A 24,045-nucleotide genomic window follows, 5' to 3' on the forward strand; every position below is an offset into this window, starting at 1 on the left:
ACCCGCGAACCGGCCGAGAATGCGGCCGGGCCGCCTCGGGCCGGCCGGCCCGGCTTCGTGCCGTCGGGGCACTCCGGCCGAGACCGGCGCGCGTCGCCACCCGCGCGCCGCGCCCGGCCTCCTGTCCTGGCCGGCCCGGCTCGCCACGCAGCCGGCCCGCCGGGGATCCTCGGCGCCTGCTCAGGCGCCGTAGCTGACCTCCACCTTCGTGAAGCCGAGGGAGCCCAGCAGGCCCTTCAGCATGGTCGTGGTGTTCGTCTCGGCGCGCTTGGTCAGCTCACTGTCCTTCGCCGCCTCGTTGATGTGCCGTACCGCCAGCTTCTGCACGGCCTGCTCGCTGTTCGGGTTGTCGGAGAAGAGGTCGCCGAGGCGGTCGAGGAGACCGCGCTGTTTGGAGACCGCGTAGGAACGGTCGGCGTCGAGGGCCGCCTTGCCGAGTTGCGCGTGCGGCAGCCGCAGGGTGGCGGACGTACGGTCGGCGTTGACCGTCACGTCGTTCTTGCCGACCTTGCCGAGGTCGACGTAGGCGTCGACGGTGCCCGCCCCGACGTACAGGGTGCGGGAGCCGCGGATCGCGTCGGGCAGGTATTTGGTGTCCTTCTCCAGGTCGACGACGATCTGGAAGTTGCCGGAGGCGGCGTCGTAACGGCTGATGTCCTGGATGGACTCGAGAAGTGCGGGGCCCGAACGGTCGTGCGTCTCCGTGCCGAACAGGTCCTTGAGACCCGGCAGCACGCTCAGCCGGATCCCGGCGAAGAACACGACGAGCACCAGCACCACGGCGCTCACCGCCTTCGCCCAGCCCGGCATACGTGTGGACACGCGCCTGATGGGAGTCGTCATGGCGACGGCCCTCCTTCCTAATGTTCGAATTCCCCTGAAAAACCTTGGCAGACCGTGTCGTTGGCCGATTCATACCGCTGATGGAGGCAAGCGGGGCGCACTGGCGTGCGGAACCCGTCCGGCCGGCGCGTCCGGAGGCCCGCGCAGACAGCATCTCCAGGACTCCTCGCTCCATGCACCACAGGGCCCGAGTGCCGGCGGGCCACGAGCTCACTCCGGCACCGAAACGATCGGCGGGAGGGGCGGCCGACCCGCGAGCCCGCGCCGGCTGCGGTGTCCTGGCAGCGACTCGTTCAGTGCGGCTTGACTTCGCGGTCGCCCGACGGCCGCGACCACCACACCCCCTCGCCGTGCGTCAGCCCGGGCAGCCGCAGCTCGACCTCGCGCACCCGCCGGGCCGGGAGCTCACCGGTGATCAGCCACGCGGTGTCGCCGCCCGCGGTCCCCGTGAACTCGGCTCCGAAAGCGCCCAGTTGGGCGGTGACCGGCGCCAGCGCGTCCAGCGGGACCTCCGCCTCGAAGGCGTGGTACGGCTCGTACAGCCTGGTCCCCGCCTGCTCCAGGGCCCGGCGCAGCCCGATCGGCGTGAGCCCGCGGAAGTCGGCGGCGGTGCTGACCGGCGCGCAGAAGCCGGACCGGGTCAGGGTGACCCGGTAGTCCGTGACCAACGTGCCGCGCGGCCCGGCGGCCATGGTCGCGTGGACCGTCTCCTCGATGGCCTGGTGAAAGGCGCGGGGGAGCGCGCCGAGTTCCGTCTCGTACGCGAACATCCCGCCGAAACCAGGCGGTCCCGGCTCCACGCGCAGCCCGACCGTCGCCCAGTAGCGGGTGCGGTCGTGCCACGGCAGCTCGTCCCAGGCCTCGCCGACACCGGCCGGGCGCTCCAGGAACCGGATCCTGCCCGGCTCGAAGTCGGCCTCGATCCCGAAGCCGTCGGCCAGTGTCGCCGCGATGACCTCCATCTGGACCTCGCCGTACAGAAGCAGTGCCGTGGCGCCCGAGGCGGCCGGGCGGGCGTGCATCAGCGGGTCCTGGTCGGCGAGGGCGAGCAGGGCGGAGCGCAGGGCGGCCGCCTGTTCGGGGCGGCGGGCCCTGACCAGGGTCTCGAGCGTCGGCGGCGCGAACTGCGGGGCGCGGTCGCCGCCGGCATCACCGAGCCGGTCGCCCACCCGGATGCCCGCGACGCCGGTCAGGGCCGCGATGTTCCCGGCGGTGAGCTGCTCCGCCCCGCCGACGACGTCCAGGCGCGTCACCCGTCCGGAGACCTCCGTGGTCCGGCCGTCGGCCTCGCGCCGAAGGAACGTGAGGCGCCGGCGCCGGGTCACCTCACCGTCGTAGAGGCGCAGGTACGCCGTCCGCTCGCCGCCGGGGCCGGGCCGTACCGCGAACACGGTGCCGCGTGGGGCGCGGCCCGTCGCCGCGGGGGCCGGGGGGATCAGCCGGGTCACACTCTCGACCAGCTCGGTGACGCCCTGGCCGCCGAGGGCCGAGCCGAAGAGGACGGAGTGGAAGGAGCCGTCGGCGGTGCGCGCGGCGAGTGCCTTGCGCAGGTCGTCCGGGGTCGGCTCGGGGCCGTCCACGACCGCCGCCAGGACGCCGGGGTCGACCTCGGCGAGCGCCTCGGCCAGCTGCCGGCCGGCCGGCAGCGGCACCGCACGGGCCTGGGCCGTACCGATGCCCGTCACGTCCGTGAGCGGCGCGATGTGCGGGGTCAGCCCGCGGCGGATGTCGTCGAGCAGGGCGTGGGAGCGGGCGCCCGCCCGGTCGATCTTGTTGACGAAGACCAGCGTGGGCAGCCGCAGCCGCCGCAGGGTCCGCATCAGGACCCGGGTCTGCGCCTGTACGCCCTCCACGGCGGACAGCAGCAGCACCGCGCCGTCGAGGACCTCCAGGGCGCGCTCGACCTCGGCGATGAAGTCCGAGTGCCCCGGGGTGTCGATGAGGTTCACCTGTGTGTCGCCGACGGTGAACGCGGCGACGGCGGAGCGGATGGTGATGCCGCGCTGCCGCTCGATCGTCCCGTCGTCCGTGCGGGTGTCACCCGCGTCGACGCTGCCGAGCCGCTCGATGGTGCCGTGGTCGAACAGCAGCCGCTCGGTCAGACTGGTCTTACCGGCGTCGACGTGGGCCAGAATTCCGATGTTCAGGGTGTGCATGCGTGGTCGTGTCCTCGAGAACCGTCGTCCAGTAGGGGCGCTGGGGGTTGTCGAGGAGTCGGCGCATGCGAAGGGTCCTGACGTGAGGGAACACGGACGCGCCCATCATGGCCCGCGCCCATGGACGCTCCGCAACCGGTTTTCGCCCGGCCCGTAGCATGTGCCCCGGCAGCCGGAATGATCATGCGAGGAGCAGGTCGTGCGAGACATCGCGGTATTCAGCGGGAGTGCCCATCCCGAGCTGGCCCAGGAGGTCTGCGCGCATCTCGGAGTGCCGCTCAGTCCCACCCGCGTCAGCCGGTTCGCGAACGACTGTCTGGAGGTGCAGCTCCAGGCGAACTGCCGGGAACGGGACGTCTACCTCATCCAGCCGCTGGTCAGGCCGGTGCAGGAGCACCTCGTGGAGCTGCTGCTGATGTGCGACGCGGCGCGCGGGGCGTCGGCCGGGCGGATCACCGTCGTCATGCCGCACTACTCCTACGCCCGCTCCGACAAGAAGGACGCTCCCCGGATCTCGCTGGGCGGGCGGCTGGTCGCGGACCTGATGGTGGCGGCCGGCGCGAGCCGCGTCCTGGCGATGACCCTGCACTCGCCGCAGGTGCACGGCTTCTTCTCGGTCCCGGTCGACCACCTGCACGCGCTGCGCGAGCTGGCCGTGCACTTCCGGCAGTACGACCTGTCCCGCACCACCGTCGTCTCGCCGGACCTCGGCAACGCCAAGGAGGCCGCCGCGTTCGCCCGGCTGATCGGCGCCCAGGTGGCGGCGGGCGCCAAGCAGCGGTTCGCGGACGACCGGGTCAGCATCAACTCGGTCATCGGCGAGGTCGCCGGGCGGGACGTCATCGTGCTGGACGACGAGATCGCCAAGGGGAGTACGGTCCTCGAACTCCTGGAGCGGCTGCGGGAGCTGGGACCGCGCTCCATCCGGGTCGCCTGCACGCACGGGCTGTTCGCGGACGGCGCGCTCAAGCGGATCGGTGAGCAGCCCGACGTGCTGGAGATCGTGTGCACCAACACCGTGCCGGTTCCGCAGCAGGAGCGCACGGACAAGCTGCGGATCCTGACCGTCGCCCCCGCGCTCGCCGAGGCCGTACGCCGTATTCACAACGGCGAGTCCGTCAGTGCCCTGTTCGACGCGCCGCGCACCGAATAGACACGTTCGCGACCGTGCGAGCGGCCGGACGGCCGGCGCGGGTCAGGGCCACGCCTGTCCTGGTCGCGGTCACACGGAGCCGGACGTGGCCTCGGGCTGCGCCAGGGCCGCGTCCAGGGTCGGCATCGGCGGCAGCAGCCGGGCCAGGCCGGTGACCCGCAGGACCCGCAGGGTGAGCGGATGCGTGCAGACCAGGAGCAGCCGGCCGCCGTGGTCCAGCACCCGGCTGCGGGCCCGGTACAGCAGCCGCAGCCCGGAGCAGTCGAAGAACTCGACCCCGCTGAGGTCGAGCACCAGTCGGACGTCGGGTTGCCCGGTCACCCGGTCCAGGTACGGGATGATCTCCATCGCCGCGGCGATGTCGATCTCCCCGCGGAACTCCAGCACCGTGTGCCCCTGGCTCTGGTGGACGCGCAGATGCCGGGTGAGCGGTGCGGGTACCTGCTCCACGACGACGTCGCCTCCAACCGGCTCCTCAAGTGGCAGGGGTGCGTGCAAATCCGTTCCCCGCTCTGCAAGTTACCCCTGATGGAATGAATTTGAGCATGTTCGATTGACATATGTCTTCGAATTGCGACGGAGCCTCAGGACAGGGCGTGCCAGGCCTTGGTGAGTGCCTGGCGCAGCTGCTCGGACTGATGTGCCGTGAGGTCCCGGACCATCCGCTCCTCCAGCTCCCGCACGGGCCCTTCGTGCAGCGCGAGCACGTCGCGGCCGGCGTCGGTCAGCAGGATGAGCAGCTCGCGGCGGTTGCGGGGATTGCGCTCCCGGCGCACGAGTCCGCGGTTCTCCAGTGACCGTACGAGATCGGCGATGGACTGGGCGGTGACGAAGGAGTCACGGGCCAGCTGGGCCGCCGAGAGTCCGTCGTGTCGCTCCAGCACGGTGAGCGCGGTGTACTGCAGCGCCGTGATCCCGGAGGGTTTGACCAGGTCATCGAGGTGGGAGCGCACGACCAGCTCCACCTGCTTCACCATGTAGAGGAGAGACGGAGGTGTCTTGGCTGCCTGGGTGTCGAGCATGACTTCAGGTTAGAGCATTGACAGGAAACCTGTCTGTAATGAGACTGCGAACCAACAGGAATCCTGTTGGTTGAAATCTTGGCGATGAGGCTGAGGAGTGGCGATGACCACCATCGAGATCGAACCCGGACAGCTGTTCATCGGGGGGCAGTGGCGGGAAGCCGCCGACGGCGCGCGCACCGACGTGGTCGACCCGTCCCGGGGCGTGGTCGTCACCACCGTCGCCGAGGCGGGTGCCGCCGACGTGGACGCGGCCGTACGCGCCGCCCGCGAGGCCTTCGACAGCGGCAAGTGGTCGGGAATGAGCGGCCGCGAGCGGGGCCGGATCCTGCACCGGGTCGCCCAGCTGATCCGCGAGAACGCCGACGAGCTCGCCGCACTGGAGAGCCTGGACGTGGGCAAGCCGATCAGCCTGTGCCAGGCCGTCGACGTGACGAACGCGGCCAACGACTACGAGCACTTCGCCGCCCTGGCGTACTCCCTGGACGGCGCGGTCCGCGACACCCCCATGAACGCCCTCGCGTACACCCGGCGCGAACCCCTCGGCGTGGTCGCGGCGATCACGCCCTTCAACTTCCCGCTCATCCTGGCCGGCTCCAAGATCGCCCCGGCCCTCGCGGCCGGGAACACGGTGGTCCACAAGCCGGCCGACGAGACCCCGCTCAGCGCCCTGTACATGGCCGCGCTGCTGCAGAAGGCGGGCGTCCCGGACGGCGTGGTCAACGTCGTCACCGGCGCCGGCCCGGTGGCCGGCGAGGCACTGCTGCGGCACAGCGGCATCGACAAGATCGCCTTCACCGGCTCCACCGCCGTCGGCCGGCACGCCGCGGGCATCGCCGGCGAGAACCTCAAGCCCGTCACCATGGAGCTCGGCGGCAACGCGGCGCACATCGTCTTCGAGGACGCCGACCTGGAGAAGGCGGTCGGCTCCGTCATCAAGGGCTTCGTCTTCAACACCGGACAGTTCTGCATGGGCGGCCCACGGCTGCTCGTGTCCCGCCCGGTGTACAGCACCCTGCTCGGCATCCTCGCCGAGGCCGTCCCCGGCGTACCGGTCGGCGACCCCCGGCAGCCCGAGACCGTCGTGGGCCCGATGGCGGGGGAGAAGCACCTCAAGAAGGTCGAGGAGTACGTCGAGCTCGCCCGCAAGGAGGGCGCCCGCATCGTCTGCGGCGGCGAACGCCTCGACCTCGACGGCGGCTACTACTACCTGCCCACCGTGATCGCCGACCTGCCCAACGACTCCCGGGTCATCCAGGAGGAGATCTTCGGACCGGTCCTCACCGTGCAGCCCTTCGACTCCGAGGAGGAGGCCGTCCAGCTCGCCAACTCCACGCCGTACGGCCTGGCTTCGGGCGTCCAGACGACGAACCTCGCCCGCGCCCACCGGGTCGCCGAACGGCTCCAGGCGGGCATCGTCTGGATCAACGACTGGGCGATGCTCGACCCGGCCGTCCCGTTCGGCGGGGTCAAGGACTCCGGCTACGGCCGCGAGTACGGAACCGAGGCGCTCGCCGCCTACACCAGGGTCAAGTCCGTCGTCGTCTCGCTCGACTGAGCGCGTCCTCCAGGGAGTTCCACGATGTCCATCACCACCCGCGCCGCCGTCGTCGAGTCCGGCGGAGCGCCCTTCACGCTCAGCGACGTCCAGCTCGACGAGCCCGGCCCGCACGAGGCGGTCGTCCGCATGGTGGCGACCGGCCTGTGCCACACCGACCTCGGCGTGGCGAGCGGCGGCCTGCCCTTCCCGCTGCCCGGCGTACTGGGTCACGAGGGCGCCGGTGTCGTCGAGGCCGTCGGCTCGGACGTCACCGGTGTCGCCCCCGGCGACCATGTCGTGCTGTCCTTCACCTCCTGCGGCGAGTGCCGCAACTGCCGGGGCGGCCACCCCGCGTACTGCGCCACCTGGCTGCCGCTGAACCTCATCGGCGGCCGCCGGGCCGACGGCAGCAGCACCCTCAGCCGTGACGGGCAGGCCCTCGGCGGGCACTTCTTCGGCCAGTCCTCGTTCGCCGAGCGGGCCCTGGTGGACGAGCGCAGCCTGGTCAAGGTCGACCCGGACGTACCGCTGGAGTCGATCGCCCCGCTGGGCTGCGGTGTCCAGACCGGCGTCGGCGCCGTGTGGAACGTGCTGAAGCCGGCCACCGGCTCCACCGTCGTCGTCCTCGGCGCCGGAGCCGTCGGCCTCTCGGCCGTGATGGCCGCCGCCCTCACCCCCGCCACCAACATCGTCGCCGTCGACCGGGTCGGCGAACGCCTGGTGCTGGCGAGGGAGTTGGGGGCCACCCACACCGTCGACGCGGGCGAGACGGACCTCGGTGAGGCCCTCGCCGAGATCACCGGCGGTCAGGGAGCGGACGGCATCGTCGAGACCACCGGCAACGTCGCCGTCCTGCGTCAGGGCGTCGACGCGCTCGCCGCCCGCGGCACCCTGGTCATCGTCGGCGCCCCGGCGTTCGGCACCGAGGTCGCCCTGGACGTCAACGGGATGCTCGGCGGCAAGCAGGTCGTCGGCCTCACCCTCGGCGACGCCGAGACGCAGACCTTCATCCCCGCCCTGGTCCGGCTGGTGAAGGAGGGGCGGCTCCCGCTGCACCGCCTGATCAGCACCTATCCGTTCGCGGACATCGACCAGGCCGTGCAGGACATGCGCGCGGGCAAGGCGATCAAGCCCGTGCTCACGTTCTGACCCGCCGGATCAGTCGACCGTGAGGACCAGCTTCCCCGTGGTCCGGCCGGTTTCGCCCAGCGCATGCGCCTCGGCGGCATCGGCCAGCGTGTAGGTGCGCGCGATCGTGGGCCTCAGCTTCCCCTGCTCCACGAGGTCCGCGATCGCGCGCATTCCGGCCCGGTCGGCGTCCACGAGCATCCTCAGCGCGCGTACGCCCAGCCGCTCTGCCTCCTCGTGGAAGTCGTCCGACCCGACCGGCAGGATCGACACCACGATCCCGCCCGGCCGCAGCACGCGCAGCGACTTCAGGGAGGTCTCACCGCCGAGTGTGTCCAGGACGACGTCGACGTCCTTCACGGCCTCGGCGAAGTCCGTCGACCGGTAGTCGAGCGCCTCGTCCACGCCGATCTCGCGCAGGAAGTCGTGCTTGCCCGCGCTCGCCGTGCCGATCACGTACGCGCCCCGAGCCTTGGCGATCTGCACGGCCACGTGACCGACCCCGCCGGCCGCCGCATGGATCAGCACCCGCTGACCCGGCTGGAGATCCGCGTTCTCGACCAGCGCCTGCCACGCGGTCAGGGACACCAGCGGCAGCGCGCCCGCCTGCGTGTGGTCGATGACGGACGGCTTGTGCGTGAGGGCGCGGACCGGCGCGATGACGTACTCGGCGTGCGAACCGCTGCCGAAGGGGTACGGCAGCATGCCGAACACCTCGTCGCCGGGCCGGAACGTGGCCACGCCGATGCCGACCGCCTCGACCACGCCGGAGACGTCCCAGCCGAGCACGAAGGGCGGCTCGCCCAGGAAGCCGCCGGTCGACCGGTGCTTCCAGTCGGTGGGGTTGAGGCCGGCGGCGCGGACCCGGACCACCACCTGGTTCGGGCGCGGCCGCGGGCGCTCCAGCTCCACTTCCTTCAGGACCCCGGGACCGCCGAGGACGTCCTGGCTGATGGCTCGCATCGTCTTCGCAGTGCTCACAGTGCTCATGGTGAACCAGCCTGCCGGGAGCTGCCCACCCGGGAAATGGCACGATTGCCAACCTTCGATAGAATCTTGCCATGAAGCCTGTGGAGCGGATCGAGCGAATCGAGCGGATCAAGGGAGCCGAGCGGGTCGTGGTGCTGGCCCTCGACGGTGTGTACCCCTTCGAACTGGGCATCCCCAGCCGGATCCTCGGCGCGGCCGACGGCCGGTACGAGGTGCTGACCTGCACCGTCGACGGCCGCCCGGTGCGCAGCGACGCGGACTTCACCATCGGCGTCGAACACGGCCCCGAGATCATCGCCACGGCGGACACCGTGGTGATCGCCCCCGTCTCGCCCTCCCGGGTGACCGCCGACCTCCCCCACGAGGTCGCCGCCGCCCTCGCATGCATCCGCCCCGACGCGCGGATCGTCTCCATCTGCACGGGCGCGTTCGTCCTCGCCGCGGCCGGGCTGCTCGACGGCCGCAGGGCCACGACCCACTGGCAGCTCGCCGACCTGTTCCGGCGCATGTACCCGCACATCGCCCTCGACCCCGACGTCCTCTTCGTCGACGACGGCCGCATCCTCACCTCGGCCGGAGCCGCCTCCGGCGTGGACGTCTGCCTGCACGTGGTCCGCCAGGACCACGGCAGCGAACTGGCCAACACGGTCGCCCGCCGCTGCGTGGTCCCGCCGTTCCGGGACGGCGGCCAGGCCCAGTACATCGAACAGCCGGTCCCGGAACAGGGCGCCGCGAGCACCGCCGCGACCCGCGCCTGGGCCCTGGAACGCCTCGGCGAGCCCCTCACCCTGGCCGACCTCGCCGGCCACGCCCGGATGAGCCCGCGCACCTTCGCCCGCCGCTTCAACGAGGAGGTCGGCCTCAGCCCCGGCCGCTGGCTGATCCAGCAGCGCGTGGCCCGTGCCCGGCACCTGCTGGAGGCCAGCGACCTGTCCGTGGACCAGATCGCCGGACGGGTCGGCTTCGCCACGGGCGCCTCCCTGCGCCAGCACCTGCACGCCTCCATCGGGGTCTCGCCCCAGGCGTACCGGCGGACGTTCCAGACGGCGGCCCGCTGAACGTTCCGTACGGCCGCCGCGTCGGAAGATCAGAGCAACGGCGGACGAAGACAGGGGCGGCATGCGCAGACGGCTTGTGGCGGTGGCTGTGTCGGTGCTGGCGACGACGGCGGCCGTGGGGTGCGGTGCCGGGGAGGACGTGGGCCCGGTCGTCGCGGGGACGGCCCCGGCCACGCCCTACAGCGGACCGCTGTACCTGCCCACGAAGGACCTGGACGAGAGCACCGAGCAAGCCGCGCTCATCGAGTCGGGCGCCGCGGGGCGGGCGCTGGAGTGCGACGGGGAGGTCTACTCGGGCGGCCAGGGCGAGACGTGGAGCAAGGGGGACGGCGGTTCGACCCCCGAGGAGGGGCTGAAGCTGTACTTCGACATCGAGCAGCCGGAGGTCCCCCGGTCCGGCTACCGCGCGGAGCGCGAGGAGGACGGCCGCGTCCTCTACTCCTACGACGTGGCGGGCAGGACCAAGGTGGCCGTCGTCGTCGCCAAGGACCGCAAGGGCGGGCCGGGTTGGGGCCCGGAGGTCAACGCCTCCTGCGATCCGGCCGAACTCCCGGCGCGTTTCACCGACTCCCGGGGGTTCGAGATCTGGACCGACCGGAGCGGGAAGCGCCTGCCCACCACCACCGTGAGCAGCGGCCCCGGCCCGGAACACTGCGACTGGCAGAGCGCGCACTTCCTTCAGCTGGGCCGCGGGGAGGACGGCCGGCAGTACGTCCGCGATCCCGGCGAAGTGTTCGACAGGGACCTGCTCGCCGCCCCGTACGACGGGGACGTCCCCCTGCCTGAAGGCGCCCGGGACACCGGATACCGCCTGGACGAGCGGGAGTTGTGGCTGACGGACGATCCGTCCAGGGCGTACGTCCGCACCCCCGACGGCGTGGAGGCCTGGCCCCTGGCCGAACGGGGAGTGGCCTGCAAGTGAGCTCTCAGCGGCTCGCGTGCAGGGCGACCAGCAACTGCCAGACCTGGTCGGCGATCCCGTGGGCGTCGGCTTCGAGAAGGCCGTGCAGCCAGTCGGCCAGGACCCCGGCGAAGGTGGCGGCGACGGCCGAGGCGAGCAGCGGGGCGTCCGCCGCGCCCGCGAGTTCCCGCTCGCGCAGGCTGTAGGCGCGCAGATCCCGGTGCAGCACCCGGCCCAGCGGGCCGCCGCCGCCCGGGGTCATCAGCACCCGGTACAGCGCGGCCCGCGGGGCGAGCGAGTCGAAGAACTCCGTCAGGGCGGGCGGCGCGTGCACCGGGTCGGGCCGGCCGCGCCAGGCGTGCAGCGCGTCCACGGCCTCGCGTACGACGTCCGCGCAGGCGTCGACCGCCAGCGCCTCCAGGCCGTCGTAGTGGACGTAGAACGTGGCCCGTCCCACCCCGGCGCGGCGCACCAGCGCGGCCACGCCGACCTCCGCGAGAGGCCGCTCGGCACACTCGTCGAGCAGGGCCTGCCGCAGCCGCGCCCGGGTGCGCGCGGCCCGCGGGTCCTGCGGGGCGTCGCCGCTCACCGGGCCAGCAGGACGGCAGCCAGGGCGAGCGCGCCCGGCAGGGCCTGGGCGAACAGGATGCGGCGGTTCGCGGTGACGGAGCCGAAGACGCCGGCGACGACGACACAGACGAGGAAGAACACCTGCACGCGGAAGCCGGTGGGATCCGCGGCGACCAGCCCCCACACCAGCCCCGCCGCGAGAAACCCGTTGTACAGCCCCTGGTTGGCGGCCATCGGGGCGGTCGCCGCGGCCATCTCCCGATCGAACCCGTGCAGCGCCCTGCCGGGCTTCTTCTGCCACAGGAACACTTCCATCACCAGGATGTAGCCGTGCAGGGCGGCCACCAGACCGACCAGCACATTCGCCAGGATCTCCATGAGTCGCTTCCTCTGTTTCTTGGACGGATGTCCACTATAGCTGGACAGCTGTCCAAGAAGACGACTGTGACGGGTGGCGCGGGGTCAAGCCCGTAGATACGTAAAGGGATTTGTCGATGTGTGGGTTCTTGTTCGGAGAGTGACGGAACCCTCACCTCCGCCAGGCGGATGCATTTGATCCTTTCAGCATCAAACCCGATAAGCTCCGGTTCGGCGCTGCGAGTTGACGCGATTTCGATCGGTCGTCGCGTGGTGCGTACTCATGAGTGCGGTCCCCCCTTGAACACCCCCCTTGTTGGATCGTGTCGCTTCGAAGGATGCAGATGGAACTCGCCACTCCGCCCCCGGCGGCGCGGGCCCCTGTCGCCTGGTACAGCTGGTGGCTGATGCCGCTGGCCTTAGGAGGCGGAACGGTTGCCGCCACGTTCATGAGCTCGGAGCGAATAACCGCCGCCGTCGCCGGCGTCGCCGCGACGGCAGCCAGTGCGGTGTGCGTTCGCCTCCTGCTCCGTGCCCGGACCGAACTGCGCCGTGTGGAGGGCTCCTTCCGCACCTCGCAGGCCGAGCACTCCCAGCAGTGGCAGCAGCATGTCGCCGGCCTGGAACGGAAGTTCTCGGCCGAACGCGCCGCCCAGGAGGCGCAGTTCGCCGACCAGGCGGGCGCCTACGAGGTGCAGCTGGTCGAGCAGTCACGGACGTTCGAGGCACGGCTCGCCGAGCAGACCTCCGCGTACGAGGCACGGCTCGCCGACCAGGCCACGACCTACGAGTCGCAGCTCGCCGACCAGGCCGAGGTCTGGAAGGAGCAGCTGACGCACCAGCAGGACGCGGTCGCCCGCCTCGCCGGCGAACAACTGCCGGACGCGCTGGGGCGCCTGCGTGACGGCGAGGCCGTCGACGACCTGCTGCCCAGCACCAACCAGTGCGCCAAGGTCAGTGCCGACCTCCAGGCCGAACTCCGCAAGATCCTCAGGACCGCGCTGATCGGTGTCGAGGAGGAGTTCAACCGGTCGACCTCCGCCGAGCAGGCCGTCATCAGCATCGGCAACCGCATCCACGTGCTGACCAGCAAGCTCCGCGGTCGCCTGCACGAGATGCAGGGCGAGCACGGCCGGCTGCCGGCCGTCGCCCGCGGCCTGATGGAGCTCGACCAGGAGATCGGCCCCGCCGACTGTCTCGCCGCCAGCATCGGCGTGCTCGGCGGCTCGGACCGGCCCGGCCGGCAGTGGCAGGAGGCGCAGCGTCTGCTCAGCGTGGTGCGCGGCGGCATCGGCCGGATCAAGGACTTCCACCGTGTCCAGGTGCGCCACCTGCCCGAACTCGGCGTCGACGGCGGTCTGGTCGACCACCTCACGCTGATCTTCGCCCACCTGCTGGACAACGCGGCCCGCTACTCGCCGCCCACCGAGCCGGTGGTCGTCTCCGGCAAGGAGGTCCCCAACGGCGTCGGCATCGAGATCCAGGACTCCGGCAAGGGCCTGAGCGAGGAGAAGAAGCGCGAAGCGGAGAACGCCCTCGCGGGCACCGGGGCCGGACCGGGCCTCGGCGGCGTCTCGGAGGACGCCAACCTCGGCCTGCGGGTCGTGGGCGCCCTCGCGCGCCGCTATGGAATCCGCGTCACCTTCGCGGACTCCCCCTGGCTCGGCACCTCGGTGGTGGTCGTGGTCCCGCACAAGTACTTCAGCCAGCTGCCCGCGGTCACCCCCGCGGCCACGGCACCGGTGGCCGCGGCCACACCGGCGCAGGTCCCGGCCGCCGTCGAGTCCGCGGCGGAGGAGACCGATGCCGTGGACACCACGCCCGGCGGACTGCCCAAGCGCAGGAGCAAGCGGAACGAGGCGGAGCGGCACCAGCCGGCCGAGCGTGTCGAGCGGACCGAGGAGACCGGCGTCCTGGCCGTCCCGCCCGATGCCTCCTTCACCGGCCTGGCCGCCTTCGCCACCGCCGGACGCGAGTCCGCCGAGGCGACGGGGACGGCCGACGGCCGCGAGTCCGCAGAGCACCGCACTGAAGAGAGCGACTAGTCCCATGACGCAACAGGGAACCGACGTGAGCTGGGCGCTGCGCGATCTGGTGGAATCCATCCCGGAGATCCGCTTCGCCCTCGTGGCCTCGAGCGACGGCAAGGCAATCACCTCCTTTGGTGCCGAAGACCCCGACGACGTGGACCGATTCGCGGCCGTGGTGGCCGGCCTGCAGGCGCTGGCCCAGCCGGTCGCCGAGCAGTTCCCCAAGTACGCGGGGCAGCTCAGGCTGGCGATGATCGAGGTCGACGGCGGCCATCTCTTCGTCGTACGCGCCGGGGTGGAGACGTACCTCGGCGTCCTCGCCAGGGAAGGCCTCGACCAAGGGCTGCTCGGACACCAGATGAGGGATCTGGCCCGCCGGATGGGTGAGCTCCTCGGCACCACTCCGCGCCTGGAGGAGCACTCTGGATGAGTGCTCCCCGTCGGCCCACGGACCCGTCCGGTCTCGAGCGCTACTACGTCCTGACCGGAGGACGTAGCGGACCGGGCGGTTCGGCGTCGAGTCTCGACGTGGCGACCCTCATCGTCTCCCGCACCGCCCCCGTACCGGGTATGCAGCACGAGCACGAGGAGATCCTTCGGCGCTGCCGCGATCCGCTGTCGGTGGCCGAACTCGGCGCCCATCTCGGATTGCCCTTCAACATTCTCGCGGTGCTGCTGGCGGATCTGCTCGAGGCAGGCCACGTCGAAGCCCGCGACCCCATTCCGGCGCACGACGCCGGTCGCGGGCCAGACCTCGCGCTCCTTGAGGAGGTACTCAGTGGACTTCAAAGGCTTTGACCATCCCGGCGGGCCGGATGCCGGGGGCACCCGCTCGGTGAAGGTGATGATCGCCGGCGGCTTCGGGACCGGGAAGACCACGATGGTCCGTTCGGTCAGCGACATCAAGCCGCTGACCACCGAGGAGACCCTCACCCAGGCCAGCGCCGACGTCGACCACCTCATCGGCGTCGCCGACAAGACCGAGACCACGGTCAGTCTGGACTTCGGCAAGATCGGCATCAACGAGAAGCTGGTGCTCTACCTGTTCGGCACGCCCGGCCAGGAGCGCTTCTGGTTCCTGTGGAACGGCCTGTTCAAGGGCGCGCTCGGCGCGGTCGTCCTGGTGGACACCCGCCGGCTCGCCTCCAGCTTCCGGGCGATCGAGGAGATGGAGCGGCAGAACGTCCCCTTCGTGATCGCCCTGAACGTCTTCCCCGACTCCACGAACCACCCGGTCGAAGAGATCCGGGACGCCCTGGACATCTCCCCGCACACCCCGATCGTGGCCTGCGACGCCCGCGACCGGGCCTCCAGCCGTGACGTACTCGTGGCCCTGATACGTCACTTGAAGGAACGCTCCGCCGTCGCACTGGAGCCCCGATGAACGATCAGACCTTAGACGGCCCCGACGCCCCGCGCGGGTGCCCCGTCGCCCACGGCGGGGCCGATCCCGCCCGGCTGTACGGACCGGAGGCGGCGACCGACCCGCACGGCATCTACGAGCGGCTGCGCAAGGAACACGGCTCCGTCGCGCCCGTCCTGCTCGAAGGAGACATCGCCGCCTGGCTGGTCCTCGGCTACCGCGACAACCGGCGGGTGCTGGACAACCCCCGCCAGTTCAGCCGGGACGCGCGGATCTGGCGGGACTGGCAGGACGGCCGGGTCGAGGAGACCTCACCGCTGATCCCGATGGTCGGCTGGCGCCCCGACTGTGTCTCCCAGGACGGCGAACCGCACCGCAGGCTGCGCGGTGCCGTCACCGACGGCCTGCAGGCCGCGACCAGCCGCGGGATCCGGCGGCACGTCACGCACTTCGCGAACAAGCAGATCGACGCGTTCGCGGCCACCGGGCGGGCCGACCTGGTGGCGGAGTACGCCGAGCACCTGCCGATGCTGGTCCTCACCCGCATCCTCGGCCTCCCCGCGGCGGAGGGCCGCAGCCTGGTCGAGTCCTGCGCCCAGGTCCTCAAGGGCGGCGAGGGGGCACTCGCCCACAACGACCGCATCATCGAGATCCTCGGCGAACTCGCCGAACGCAAGAAGGCCGAACCGGGCTCGGACTTCACGACGGCCCTGCTCGAGCACCACGCGGATCTCGACCTGGAGGAGGTCGTCAGCCATCTGCGTCTGGTGCTGATCGCCGGGCACACCACGACCAGCAACCTGCTGGCCCGGGTGCTGCAACTGGTCCTCACCGACGCCTCCCGGCTCTCCGGCCTGGTCAGTGGTCAGCTGAACATCTCCGGGGTGGTGGAGGAGGTCATGTGGAACACGCCGCCGCTGGCGGTCATGCCGGGCCGTTTCGCCGCCACCGACCTCGAACTCGGCGGACACCACATCCAGGAGGGCGACCTGCTCGTCCTCGGGCTCGCACCGGGCAACCTCGACCCGGAGGTCCGGCCCGATCCGGGCGTCTCCGTCCAGGGCAACCAGTCGCATCTCGCGTTCAGCGCGGGCCCGCACGAGTGCCCCGGGCAGAGCATCGGCCAGTCCATCATCGAGATCGGCGTGGACGTCCTGCTGCACCGGCTGCCGGGCCTGCGGCTGGCCGTACCGCCGGAGGAGCTCGGCTCGACCGCCTCCACGTGGGAGTTCCGGCTGGACAGCCTGCCGGTCGAGTTCCCCGTGTAGCGCGCGTGGCGCGCACTCCCGCTGCCCGGTCGGACCACCGACCGGGCAGCGCTGTCTCGTCACACGGCCAGCAGGTCGTCCACCGAGCCGTGTCCGGCCAGTTCGGCGGCGGCCGCCGGACCGTCCTTGACCGCCGCATAGCGGCCCGACACCAGCGCCCACTCGTAGTTGCCGTTGATCCAGTGCTGGATGGCCTCCACTCCCATCCGCACGCGGGCCCGCTCGTCCTCTTCGAGGCCGAGCTCGTCGCACATACCGGGGACGCGGGCCTCGAGTTCCAGGTACTCGTCGAGGCAGGCGGTCGTCATGCGGTACGCCTCGGCGGCCGCCTCCTTCCACGAGAAGGTCCGCTCCCGGTGCAGCACGGCGATCAGGTTGTGGCCGTCACCCCGGCGTTTCTCGCGCTCGAAGGAGTGGATGTCGTTCATGAAGCCGATGGTGTCCGCGGCCAGATCGCGCATCCTCTCCATCACCGGATGCGCCATCGCCTGCGGCGGCACCTCGAAGCCACGGCTGCGCTCTCCCGCGTCGATGCTGTGGTGGATGCCGACCGTACGGCGACGGAACTCGGTGTACTCGTCGACGCCCAGGGTCCCCGCGAGGCCGCGGGCCGCCAGGTCGACCTCCTCGCAGTGGGCCACGAGGAAGCGCCCCCAGGAGGCGGCGAACCGGGTCCGCCAGGTCAGGGACATGCCGTCGGAGAGACGGTTCCAGACCTCCGCCCAGGCCAGCGTGATGGGGCAGACCACCCGGGGGCGGATTCCCGGCGGCCGCAGCGGGGTGGCGATGAGCTCGCGCGCGACCTCCGCTATGCGGTCCGCGCGGTCCGGCTGATTCGCGTCGAACTGGTCGTCGAAGAGGAAGGCCAGCGAGAACCAGTTCATCAGGACGACCATGTCGTCCGCCGAGGCGTGGGGGTAGGTTCGGGCGGCGGCCTGCGGCAGGTCCCAGGACTTGTACTCCTCGAACCCGGCCAGGCTGCGTACCAGGCCCATGTCCCAGATCCAGCGCAGATGGCGCGCCCGGGCGTACTCCAGATGTTCGCTGACGGGGGTGTCGAAGGGGAGGTCGAACCGGACGTCCTGAGGCATGTGCTTCCTTTCGGGAGACGTGACGCAGAGCCCCCCGCCCCTGCGAGCGGGCAGTCACGACGACCGCCCGTGCACTCGAACTGGGCTTCTATGGCCGAAAGTTGAACCGAGAAGCGCTACGAGGCTGCCCAGAGCGTAAATGATCTATACCGTGACCTGGCCGTGATGTCCGTTACTGCACAGGCCAGTTGAGCTCCGTATACTCCCTCGCCACCCACACGTGTCAACGCGCCCTCGACCGGGGGCGCTTGACCCGGGCGGTCGACTGAATCGGCCAGGTCGGGATATCCGCTAGGTACAGGGCGGCGGGGCACCACCGTTCCGCGCCCCGGACCTTCGGAGGAGACATGGCACTGGTCAAAGCGGGCGTGGTCGTGCTCGACTGCGCCGAGCCCGAGAAGCTCGCCGTGTTCTACAAGGAGCTGCTGGGCGCCGAGCAGACGCACGAGAGTGCCAACCGGGTCGAGATCAAGGGTGCCGGCGGGATGTCCATGGCCTTCCGCCGCGACGTGAACGCCACGCCGCCGAGCTGGCCCCGGCCGGAGAACGCCCTCCAGGCTCACATCGACTTCGTGGTGGAGGACCTGGACGAGGCGGAGCGCAAGGTGATCGGGCTCGGCGGGCGCCCCCTGGAGACCAAGGACGTCGCCGGACCGTACGAGGAACGCGGTTACGCCGATCCGGCCGGCCACTCCTTCACGTTGCGCCTGATCCCGTCGACGGCGCCCAAACAGGGCTGAGGCCCTGACGAACAGGCTGAGCCGCAGGGCTGAGCCGCAGGGCTGAGCCGCTGACCGGCAGACGGAGCCGCCCGGGCGGGGCTCAGCCCCGCCCGGTCGTACCTGTGGGCCGTCGTCAGTCCCGGCCGCCCTTGTCGTCGGCCGGCCAGACGCCGGTCGAGCGTTCGATGGCCTTGGCGCCGGTGCGGTCCACCGCGCTGCGCACCACGGCGAAGATGGCGCCCTGGATGGCGGCGGCCAGCAGGATCTCTCCCCAGCCGCGGTCCCGGTCCAGGGCGTCGGGCGCGTCGTCCTCGTGCCGGATCGCCTTCCAGGTCTTCTGGAAGGCGAGCCCCGCCAGGGTTCCGCTCGTCCAGCCCAGCACGAAGCCGATGGGCTTGTAGGCGATGGGCAGCTTCTTCTTCTTGGCCACGTGAATCTCCTTGGTCAGCGGATGGGCTGGTGGCTTTCCGGGACCTTCTCGTCCTCGGGTACCGGGCCGGGCGGCGTCCCGTCGCCGAACGGCCGGCCGCCCAGTTCCTCCCGGTGATGGGGGGTCTGCCAGCCGGACAGGTCCGGCCCGAGGGGGACGATGCCGGTCGGGTTGATGCCGGTGTGCACCTGGTGGTAGTGCCGCTTGATGTGGTCGAAGTCGACGGTGTCGCCGAAGCCCGGTGTCTGGTAGAGGTCGCGGGCGTACGCCCACAGGACCTCGTTCTCGGCCAGCTTCCAGCGGTTGCACTTGAAGTGGCCGTGGTAGACGGCGTCGAAGCGGACCAGGGTGGTGAACAGCCGGATGTCCGCCTCGGTGAGGGTGTCGCCGACCAGGTACCGCTGCCGGGCGAGCCGGGGTGTCAGCAGGTCCAGCCGGCGGAAGACGCCCGCGCAGGCGGCCTCGTACTCCTCCTGGCCGGTGGCGAAGCCCGCCCGGTACACGCCGTTGTTGACGTCCCTGTAGACGTCCGCCATCACGGTGTCGATCTCGTCGCGCAGGGCCTGCGGGTACAGGTCGGGCGCGCCGTCGCGGTGCAGGGCCGTCCATTCGGTGGCGAGGTCCAGGGTGATGCGCTGGTAGTCGTTGGTGACCAGCTTCCCGCTCGGCACGTCCACGATCGCGGGCACGCTCACGCCGCCGGGGTAGTCGCTCTCCCGCCGGTCATAGGCCTCGCTGAGGTAGCGGATGCCGAGGACCGGGTCGCGGCCGTCGGGATCGAGCGTGAAGCGCCAGCTGCGGTCGTCCTGGATCGGGTCGGCGACGGCGAGCGACAGGGCGTCCTCCAGGCCGAGGAGACGCCGGGAGACCAGCGAGCGGCTCGCCCACGGGCAGGCGCGGCTCACCACCAGCCGGTAGCGGCCCGCCTCCACCGGCCAGCCGTCCCGGCCGTCCGCGGTGATCCGGTCCGCGAAGTGGCTCTTGGACCGCGTGAAGGTCTTCTTGCCGTACTCGCTGTTGCCGTCGTCCCCGGCACCCATGCTTCCTCCCTGCTGTGCGGCTGCCCGCTGTCGGACCGCCCTGGTGAACGCGTTCCCCGTTTTGCGCCGACGGCACGGTGTGAGCCGTATCGACCGGGGCAGTCGGCGGAGGTGACAGGTACATCTTCAGAAGAGACGGCAGATCGGAAGACACGCGTCACCGTGCTCGTGGCGCTCACGGCCAACCTCGTGATCGCGGTGGCCAAGGCCGTCGGCGGGCTCCTCGCGGCCTCGCCGGCACTGCTGTCGGAGGCCGCGCACTCCGTCGCCGACAGCATGAACGAGGTCTTCCTGCTCGCCGCGCTGCGCCGCAGCCGCCGCCCCGCCGACCGGCGTCACCCCTTCGGCTACGGCAAGGAACGCTTCTTCTGGTCGCTCCTCGCAGCCGTCGGAATCTTCGTGATGGGCGGCTGCTTCTCCTTCTTCCAGGGGATCGAGGCCCTCAGAAACGGCGCCCAGGAGACGCTCGGCGGGTATGTGGCGGGCCTGGTCGTGCTGGGCGTGGCCCTCATCGCGGAAGGACTCTCGCTGCTCAGGGCCCTGTACCAGGTACGCCGGCAGGGCCGGGGCATGGACGGCCTGCGCGATCCGGCGCTGCGCACGGTCGTCGCCGAGGACGGCACGGCGGTGCTCGGCGTCACCCTCGCGATGGTCGGCATGGCACTGCACATGGTCACCGGGCAGGTCGTGTGGGAGGCGTCCGCGTCACTGGCGATCGGCGCCCTGCTCGTCTACGTGGCCTACCGCCTCGGCCGCGAGGCACGGGACCAGCTGATCGGGGAGGCCGCCGACCCGGAGTCCAGCGGCAGGATACGGGTGCTGCTGGCGGCCCAGCCCGAGATCGACAGCGTGGAGGAGCTGTTCACGATGAAGATGGGGCTGGACTCGCTCCTGGTGGCCGCCCGTGTCGACCTGGTGCCCGGACTGGACAGTGAGCGGGTCGAGGAGGTCGCGGTACGGATCAAGCGGTCCGTCGCCAGTACCGTCCCGGAGGCCGGCCAGATCTTCCTCGACGTGACCGACCGGCCGACCGCCGAGGCAGCGGAAAGCCCCGCCGCGACGGGGGAACGCGGCGGGGCCTGAGGCTCGGGTGCCCGGCGGACGCGGCGCCATGCCTCCCGAGCCGAGAATTCTTTCCGGGAGGTTCAGTTCCCGTCCGAGGGCTCCAGCACGAAGACCGGTATCTCCCGCTCTGTCTTCTTCTGGTAGTCGGCGTAGGGCGGGTACGCGGCGACCGCGCGCTCCCACCACTCGGCCTTCTCCGCGCCGGTGACCTCACGGGCCGTCATGTCCTGCTTCACCGGGCCGTCCTGGAGTTCCACCCGGGGGTCGGACTTGACGTTGTGGTACCAGACCGGGTGCTTGGGCGCCCCGCCCAGGGAGGCGACCGCGGCGTAACGCCCCTCGTGCTCGACGCGCATCAGCGGCGTCTTGCGCAGCTTGCCGCTCTTCGCGCCGAGGGTCGTGAGCAGGATGACGGGCATCCCCATCATGGTGGTGCCCTTCGTGCCGCCGGAGCTCTCGTACTCCTCGACCTGCTTGCGCACCCATTCCGTGGGGCTGGGTTCGTACTGGCCCTCGAGAGGCATGGCATCCGTCCCATCGTCGTCGACTACGGCTCGTCCGTACCGCGGTTGAACACCGGTACGAACGGTTTTCATCCGTACAGCGTTCCCCAACAGCCCCGAAGGGTGCCGCCCGGCCACTGCGTCGCCGGTGACCGCACCCTCCGAGCGCGTCCGGCACCGTCGGGACCGCACCGCGGGACGGGCCGGGCCGTTCACGACGGAGCCACGAGCATCCGCACGGCCAGCGCCGTCATCACCCCGCTCGACAGGAGTGCCGTCACAAGCCGCCCCCGGTGGCCGGTCAGAGCCCGGCCCAGCAGGGCGCCGCCCCCGGCGAGCAGCAGCTGCCAGCTCGCCGACGCGGCGAAGGCCGCAAGCACGAACACCCCTTGTTCCAGAGGTTGTACGGCCTCCTCGGCACGGGTGCCGAGCACCAGGGCGGCGAAGTAGATCACGGTGGTGGGGTTGAGCAAGGTGATCCCGAGCAGGGCCAGGAAGGCCCTCGCGGGGCTCGGCGGTGGCGGGTCGGCGCGGGTGGTGAGCCGGTGGCCGCGGTACTGCCGTACTGCCGTGACCACGCCCAGGACCGCCAGCGCCACCAGGACCAGGGCGGAGGCCCAGCGCAGCGGCCCGAGCACCGGCCGCAGCGTGCCGGCGAGTGCGGAGCCGCCGAGGGTGGCCACGAGGGCGTACAGCCCGTCGGCGGCCGCGACGCCGAGCGCGGCGCAGGCGCCGGTCCGCAGGGACGTACGAGCGGTGAGGGAGACCAGGTAGGCGCCGACCGCGCCGACAGGGACGGCGATGCCGTACCCCGCGAGCAGGCCCGCGACGAGCGCGGCGGTCATGAGCGCGCGAGCGTGGGCCTCCATGGACGGCCGGGCTGCTGCTGGACGCGCACCGGACGAACGGCGGTGGCGGTCGGCGGCAGCGGGGCATCGGTTTTCAGCATGGCCAGATCCTGGGGGTGGCGGCGGTGCGGGGACAACCCATTTTCCCTGGTGCGGCGTCCGCCCCCGGCCGGAACCTCCTGCCCGGCCGGGAGGACGGCGGTGGCGATCCCATGGTCCGGGAGGCCACCCGGGCCTGCCCCGTCAGCGCCGTCACGGTGTCCGAGAGGGTGTCCGAGACGGTGGGCTGAGGCGCCCTCCGGCCTCCGCGATGCGCCGCCAGGCGGCTTCAGTAGGGTTCCGGGATGACCGAACCGGCCGGGAAACCCTTCCTCTACGTCGTCGTCTGTGCTGCCGGGATCGCGGCGGACGTCAGCAGGCTGATCACCGCCGCCCGGGAACGCGACTGGGAGGTCGGGGTGATCGCGACGCCCGTCGCGCTGAACGGCTTCTTCGACACCGCCGCCGTCGAGGCGCAGACCGGGCGGCCGATCCGCTCGGCCTGGCGCAGCCCCGGCGACCCGCGCCCCTTCCCGCCGCCGGACGCCGTCGTGGTCGCTCCCGCCACCTTCAACACTCTCAACAAGTGGGCGGCCGGACTCGCCGACACCCTCGCCGTGGCGACCCTGTGCGAGACGTACGGCCTGGGCGTCCCGGTCGCCGTCCTGCCGTGCGTGGCCGACGCCCTCGCCGCCCACCCCGCCTACCGGGACAGTCTCGCGCGGCTGCGCGCCATGGGGGTCAGGTTCGGCGAACCGTACTCCGGCGACCCGGGGGAGGACGGCACGCGCCCGGAGTTCCTGTGGGAGCGGGCGCTGGACCTGCTGGGGTGAGCCGGACGGTGCCGGTCGGCGGGAAGCCGACGGCAGCCGAAGCCGCCGCTGGACTTCGAGCGTGGGCGAAGTCGTACGCTCCCCTTCGTACCCATCCCGAAGGCAGGAGCGGCAACGATGCAGTACGTGAAGCTCGGTTCGACGGGCCTGGACGTCTCGCGGATCTGTCTGGGCTGCATGACCTACGGCCTGCCCGACCGCGGCGCGCACGAGTGGACCCTCGACGAGGAGGCGTCCCGTCCGCTGATCCGGCAGGCGCTGGAGGCCGGGATCACCTTCTTCGACACCGCCAACGTGTACTCCGACGGCACCAGTGAGGAGATCGTCGGCCGGGCCCTCGCCGACTTCGCCCGCCGCGACGAGATCGTCCTCGCGACCAAGGTGAACGGCCGGATGCGGCCCGGACCCAACGGCGCGGGACTGTCCCGCAAGGCGATCATGACCGAGATCGACCACAGCCTCGGCCGCCTCGGCACCGACTACGTCGACCTCTACCAGATCCACCGCTACGACCCGCACACCCCGGTCGAGGAGACGATGGAGGCCCTGCACGACCTGGTGAAGGCGGGCAAGGTGCGCTACATCGGGGCCAGTTCGATGTTCGCGTGGCAGTTCTCGAAGATGCAGTACACGGCCGAACGCCACGGCTGGACCAGGTTCGTCTCCATGCAGAACCACTACAACCTCCTCTACCGCGAGGAGGAGCGGGAGATGCTGCCGCTCTGCGCGGACCAGGGCGTCGGCGTCCTGCCGTGGAGCCCGCTCGCCCGCGGCCGGCTCACCCGGGACTGGGGCACCGTCACCGAGCGCAGCGCCAACGACGACTTCGGCAGCCGCCTCTACCCGGAGGGCGACCGCACCATCGTCGAGGCGGTCACCCGCATCGCGGAGGACCGGGGTGTCCCGCGCGCCCAGGTGGCCCTCGCCTGGCTGCTGCGCCAGGACACGGTGGCCGCACCGATCGTCGGCGCCTCCCGGGCGCGGCACCTCGAGGACGCGGTGGCGGCCGTCGACCTCGAACTCGGCGACAAGGAGACCGAGGAGCTGGAGCGGCCCTACTCTCCGCACCCGGTCCAGGGTCACTCCTGAGCTTCG

The 24,045-nt window shown here is 71.4% G+C and carries 26 protein-coding genes; 14 read left to right on the plus strand and 12 right to left on the minus strand.

All coding sequences use genetic code 11. From position 1 onward, the window contains the following. Positions 1–180: 180 nt before the first annotated feature. Both ACZ5XS_RS07650 and otr(A) read right to left on the minus strand, forming a co-directional pair. Entirely contained in the window at positions 181–843 is a 663-nt protein-coding gene (locus ACZ5XS_RS07650; RefSeq protein WP_468648770.1) for a DUF4230 domain-containing protein, read from the minus strand. A gap of 293 nt (positions 844–1,136) precedes the next feature. Then, positions 1,137–2,999: a tetracycline resistance ribosomal protection protein Otr(A) gene (gene otr(A), locus ACZ5XS_RS07655; RefSeq protein ID WP_468648772.1), complete on the minus strand. Its 1,863-nt coding sequence runs from the start codon at positions 2,997–2,999 to the stop codon at positions 1,137–1,139. Positions 3,000–3,198: 199 nt separating this feature from the next. On the opposite strand from otr(A), the gene ACZ5XS_RS07660 reads away from it, so the two are divergent. Continuing rightward, positions 3,199–4,152, plus strand: a complete 954-nt coding sequence (locus tag ACZ5XS_RS07660) for a ribose-phosphate diphosphokinase (RefSeq protein ID WP_468648774.1) — start codon at positions 3,199–3,201, stop codon at positions 4,150–4,152. Between the two features lie 69 nt (positions 4,153–4,221). On the opposite strand, the gene ACZ5XS_RS07665 is transcribed toward ACZ5XS_RS07660, so the two are convergent. Together ACZ5XS_RS07665 and ACZ5XS_RS07670 are read right to left on the minus strand one after the other, a co-directional pair. Beyond that, the gene (locus ACZ5XS_RS07665) at positions 4,222–4,602 is read right to left on the minus strand and encodes an anti-sigma factor antagonist (protein WP_468648776.1); all 381 of its coding nucleotides are present in this window, start codon (positions 4,600–4,602) and stop codon (positions 4,222–4,224) included. Between the two features lie 134 nt (positions 4,603–4,736). Continuing rightward, positions 4,737–5,174, minus strand: coding sequence for a MarR family winged helix-turn-helix transcriptional regulator (locus ACZ5XS_RS07670; protein ID WP_468648777.1), 438 nt, complete (start codon positions 5,172–5,174; stop codon positions 4,737–4,739). Positions 5,175–5,277: 103 nt separating this feature from the next. On the opposite strand from ACZ5XS_RS07670, the gene ACZ5XS_RS07675 reads away from it, so the two are divergent. Further along, complete coding sequence (locus ACZ5XS_RS07675; protein WP_468648779.1) at positions 5,278–6,732, plus strand: aldehyde dehydrogenase family protein; 1,455 nt, start codon at positions 5,278–5,280, stop codon at positions 6,730–6,732. Positions 6,733–6,756: 24 nt separating this feature from the next. Continuing rightward, entirely contained in the window at positions 6,757–7,863 is a 1,107-nt protein-coding gene (locus ACZ5XS_RS07680; protein ID WP_468648781.1) for an NAD(P)-dependent alcohol dehydrogenase, read from the plus strand. A gap of 9 nt (positions 7,864–7,872) precedes the next feature. Here ACZ5XS_RS07680 and ACZ5XS_RS07685 read toward each other — a convergent pair whose 3' ends face one another. Then, complete coding sequence (locus ACZ5XS_RS07685; RefSeq protein WP_468648782.1) at positions 7,873–8,832, minus strand: NADP-dependent oxidoreductase; 960 nt, start codon at positions 8,830–8,832, stop codon at positions 7,873–7,875. A gap of 71 nt (positions 8,833–8,903) precedes the next feature. On the opposite strand from ACZ5XS_RS07685, the gene ACZ5XS_RS07690 reads away from it, so the two are divergent. Together ACZ5XS_RS07690 and ACZ5XS_RS07695 are read left to right on the plus strand one after the other, a co-directional pair. After that, entirely contained in the window at positions 8,904–9,890 is a 987-nt protein-coding gene (locus ACZ5XS_RS07690) for a GlxA family transcriptional regulator (protein WP_468648784.1), read from the plus strand. Positions 9,891–9,951: 61 nt separating this feature from the next. Next, the gene (locus ACZ5XS_RS07695) at positions 9,952–10,812 is read left to right on the plus strand and encodes a hypothetical protein (protein ID WP_468648786.1); all 861 of its coding nucleotides are present in this window, start codon (positions 9,952–9,954) and stop codon (positions 10,810–10,812) included. A 4-nt stretch (positions 10,813–10,816) separates the two neighbouring features. Here ACZ5XS_RS07695 and ACZ5XS_RS07700 read toward each other — a convergent pair whose 3' ends face one another. After that, positions 10,817–11,380, minus strand: coding sequence for a TetR/AcrR family transcriptional regulator (locus ACZ5XS_RS07700; RefSeq protein WP_468648788.1), 564 nt, complete (start codon positions 11,378–11,380; stop codon positions 10,817–10,819). Next, positions 11,377–11,739, minus strand: a complete 363-nt coding sequence (locus tag ACZ5XS_RS07705) for a DUF1304 domain-containing protein (RefSeq protein WP_468648789.1) — start codon at positions 11,737–11,739, stop codon at positions 11,377–11,379. Before ACZ5XS_RS07705 ends, ACZ5XS_RS07700 begins: the two co-directional genes overlap by 4 nt. Positions 11,740–12,062: 323 nt before the next feature. On the opposite strand from ACZ5XS_RS07705, the gene ACZ5XS_RS07710 reads away from it, so the two are divergent. Genes ACZ5XS_RS07710 through ACZ5XS_RS07730 form a run of 5 tightly spaced genes read left to right on the plus strand, consistent with a single transcriptional unit; the run spans position 12,063 to position 16,379 of the window. Continuing rightward, a complete protein-coding gene (locus ACZ5XS_RS07710) occupies positions 12,063–13,763 on the plus strand; it encodes an ATP-binding protein (RefSeq protein WP_468648791.1) in 1,701 nt (566 codons plus the stop codon). A 4-nt stretch (positions 13,764–13,767) separates the two neighbouring features. Beyond that, positions 13,768–14,178 carry a roadblock/LC7 domain-containing protein gene (locus tag ACZ5XS_RS07715; protein WP_030043913.1) on the plus strand — a complete coding sequence of 137 codons (411 nt, stop codon included), beginning with the start codon at positions 13,768–13,770 and terminating at the stop codon, positions 14,176–14,178. Next, complete coding sequence (locus tag ACZ5XS_RS07720; protein WP_468648792.1) at positions 14,175–14,546, plus strand: DUF742 domain-containing protein; 372 nt, start codon at positions 14,175–14,177, stop codon at positions 14,544–14,546. The genes ACZ5XS_RS07715 and ACZ5XS_RS07720 overlap by 4 nt, the downstream gene beginning before the upstream one ends. Then, entirely contained in the window at positions 14,527–15,132 is a 606-nt protein-coding gene (locus tag ACZ5XS_RS07725; RefSeq protein WP_217237822.1) for a GTP-binding protein, read from the plus strand. Before ACZ5XS_RS07720 ends, ACZ5XS_RS07725 begins: the two co-directional genes overlap by 20 nt. Next, the gene (locus ACZ5XS_RS07730; RefSeq protein ID WP_468648795.1) at positions 15,129–16,379 is read left to right on the plus strand and encodes a cytochrome P450; all 1,251 of its coding nucleotides are present in this window, start codon (positions 15,129–15,131) and stop codon (positions 16,377–16,379) included. The genes ACZ5XS_RS07725 and ACZ5XS_RS07730 overlap by 4 nt, the downstream gene beginning before the upstream one ends. Before the next feature lie 59 nt (positions 16,380–16,438). On the opposite strand, the gene ACZ5XS_RS07735 is transcribed toward ACZ5XS_RS07730, so the two are convergent. After that, on the minus strand, positions 16,439–17,470 hold the full coding sequence (locus ACZ5XS_RS07735) for a 7-epi-alpha-eudesmol synthase (RefSeq protein WP_468648797.1): 1,032 nt from the start codon (positions 17,468–17,470) through the stop codon (positions 16,439–16,441). A gap of 347 nt (positions 17,471–17,817) precedes the next feature. On the opposite strand from ACZ5XS_RS07735, the gene ACZ5XS_RS07740 reads away from it, so the two are divergent. After that, positions 17,818–18,210 carry a VOC family protein gene (locus ACZ5XS_RS07740; protein WP_468648799.1) on the plus strand — a complete coding sequence of 131 codons (393 nt, stop codon included), beginning with the start codon at positions 17,818–17,820 and terminating at the stop codon, positions 18,208–18,210. A 115-nt stretch (positions 18,211–18,325) separates the two neighbouring features. Here the strand turns inward: ACZ5XS_RS07740 and ACZ5XS_RS07745 are convergent, their stop codons facing one another. Beyond that, a complete protein-coding gene (locus ACZ5XS_RS07745; protein WP_468648801.1) occupies positions 18,326–18,622 on the minus strand; it encodes a DUF4235 domain-containing protein in 297 nt (98 codons plus the stop codon). Positions 18,623–18,636: 14 nt separating this feature from the next. After that, on the minus strand, positions 18,637–19,662 hold the full coding sequence (locus tag ACZ5XS_RS07750; RefSeq protein ID WP_468648803.1) for a glutathione S-transferase family protein: 1,026 nt from the start codon (positions 19,660–19,662) through the stop codon (positions 18,637–18,639). A 111-nt stretch (positions 19,663–19,773) separates the two neighbouring features. On the opposite strand from ACZ5XS_RS07750, the gene ACZ5XS_RS07755 reads away from it, so the two are divergent. Further along, positions 19,774–20,745 (plus strand): cation diffusion facilitator family transporter, encoded by a 972-nt coding sequence (locus ACZ5XS_RS07755; protein ID WP_468648805.1) that lies wholly within the window; start codon positions 19,774–19,776, stop codon positions 20,743–20,745. A 62-nt stretch (positions 20,746–20,807) separates the two neighbouring features. On the opposite strand, the gene ACZ5XS_RS07760 is transcribed toward ACZ5XS_RS07755, so the two are convergent. Together ACZ5XS_RS07760 and ACZ5XS_RS07765 are read right to left on the minus strand one after the other, a co-directional pair. Beyond that, positions 20,808–21,251 carry a nitroreductase family deazaflavin-dependent oxidoreductase gene (locus ACZ5XS_RS07760; RefSeq protein ID WP_468648807.1) on the minus strand — a complete coding sequence of 148 codons (444 nt, stop codon included), beginning with the start codon at positions 21,249–21,251 and terminating at the stop codon, positions 20,808–20,810. Between the two features lie 191 nt (positions 21,252–21,442). Further along, positions 21,443–22,075, minus strand: coding sequence for a LysE family transporter (locus ACZ5XS_RS07765; protein WP_468648809.1), 633 nt, complete (start codon positions 22,073–22,075; stop codon positions 21,443–21,445). A 347-nt stretch (positions 22,076–22,422) separates the two neighbouring features. Between ACZ5XS_RS07765 and ACZ5XS_RS07770 the strand changes: the two genes are divergently transcribed. Both ACZ5XS_RS07770 and ACZ5XS_RS07775 read left to right on the plus strand, forming a co-directional pair. Continuing rightward, positions 22,423–22,950, plus strand: coding sequence for a flavoprotein (locus ACZ5XS_RS07770; protein WP_468648811.1), 528 nt, complete (start codon positions 22,423–22,425; stop codon positions 22,948–22,950). A gap of 117 nt (positions 22,951–23,067) precedes the next feature. Next, on the plus strand, positions 23,068–24,039 hold the full coding sequence (locus ACZ5XS_RS07775) for an aldo/keto reductase (RefSeq protein WP_468648813.1): 972 nt from the start codon (positions 23,068–23,070) through the stop codon (positions 24,037–24,039). Positions 24,040–24,045: the final 6 nt, after the last annotated feature.

It is taken from the genome of Streptomyces sp. NPDC033131 (genome assembly GCF_055578365.1).

What these genes read in the sequence shown, in the direction of transcription:
- ACZ5XS_RS07650 (WP_468648770.1), bottom strand. Translation starts at nt 843, where the DNA reads ATGACGACTCCCATCAGGCGCGTGTCCACACGTATGCCGGGCTGGGCG.
- ACZ5XS_RS07670 (WP_468648777.1), bottom strand. Translation starts at nt 5,174, where the DNA reads ATGCTCGACACCCAGGCAGCCAAGACACCTCCGTCTCTCCTCTACATG.
- ACZ5XS_RS07675 (WP_468648779.1), top strand. Translation starts at nt 5,278, where the DNA reads ATGACCACCATCGAGATCGAACCCGGACAGCTGTTCATCGGGGGGCAG.
- ACZ5XS_RS07680 (WP_468648781.1), top strand. Translation starts at nt 6,757, where the DNA reads ATGTCCATCACCACCCGCGCCGCCGTCGTCGAGTCCGGCGGAGCGCCC.
- ACZ5XS_RS07685 (WP_468648782.1), bottom strand. Translation starts at nt 8,832, where the DNA reads ATGAGCACTGTGAGCACTGCGAAGACGATGCGAGCCATCAGCCAGGAC.
- ACZ5XS_RS07690 (WP_468648784.1), top strand. Translation starts at nt 8,904, where the DNA reads ATGAAGCCTGTGGAGCGGATCGAGCGAATCGAGCGGATCAAGGGAGCC.
- ACZ5XS_RS07695 (WP_468648786.1), top strand. Translation starts at nt 9,952, where the DNA reads ATGCGCAGACGGCTTGTGGCGGTGGCTGTGTCGGTGCTGGCGACGACG.
- ACZ5XS_RS07705 (WP_468648789.1), bottom strand. Translation starts at nt 11,739, where the DNA reads ATGGAGATCCTGGCGAATGTGCTGGTCGGTCTGGTGGCCGCCCTGCAC.
- ACZ5XS_RS07710 (WP_468648791.1), top strand. Translation starts at nt 12,063, where the DNA reads ATGGAACTCGCCACTCCGCCCCCGGCGGCGCGGGCCCCTGTCGCCTGG.
- ACZ5XS_RS07715 (WP_030043913.1), top strand. Translation starts at nt 13,768, where the DNA reads ATGACGCAACAGGGAACCGACGTGAGCTGGGCGCTGCGCGATCTGGTG.
- ACZ5XS_RS07720 (WP_468648792.1), top strand. Translation starts at nt 14,175, where the DNA reads ATGAGTGCTCCCCGTCGGCCCACGGACCCGTCCGGTCTCGAGCGCTAC.
- ACZ5XS_RS07730 (WP_468648795.1), top strand. Translation starts at nt 15,129, where the DNA reads ATGAACGATCAGACCTTAGACGGCCCCGACGCCCCGCGCGGGTGCCCC.
- ACZ5XS_RS07735 (WP_468648797.1), bottom strand. Translation starts at nt 17,470, where the DNA reads ATGCCTCAGGACGTCCGGTTCGACCTCCCCTTCGACACCCCCGTCAGC.
- ACZ5XS_RS07740 (WP_468648799.1), top strand. Translation starts at nt 17,818, where the DNA reads ATGGCACTGGTCAAAGCGGGCGTGGTCGTGCTCGACTGCGCCGAGCCC.
- ACZ5XS_RS07750 (WP_468648803.1), bottom strand. Translation starts at nt 19,662, where the DNA reads ATGGGTGCCGGGGACGACGGCAACAGCGAGTACGGCAAGAAGACCTTC.
- ACZ5XS_RS07760 (WP_468648807.1), bottom strand. Translation starts at nt 21,251, where the DNA reads ATGCCTCTCGAGGGCCAGTACGAACCCAGCCCCACGGAATGGGTGCGC.
- ACZ5XS_RS07765 (WP_468648809.1), bottom strand. Translation starts at nt 22,075, where the DNA reads ATGACCGCCGCGCTCGTCGCGGGCCTGCTCGCGGGGTACGGCATCGCC.
- ACZ5XS_RS07770 (WP_468648811.1), top strand. Translation starts at nt 22,423, where the DNA reads ATGACCGAACCGGCCGGGAAACCCTTCCTCTACGTCGTCGTCTGTGCT.
- ACZ5XS_RS07775 (WP_468648813.1), top strand. Translation starts at nt 23,068, where the DNA reads ATGCAGTACGTGAAGCTCGGTTCGACGGGCCTGGACGTCTCGCGGATC.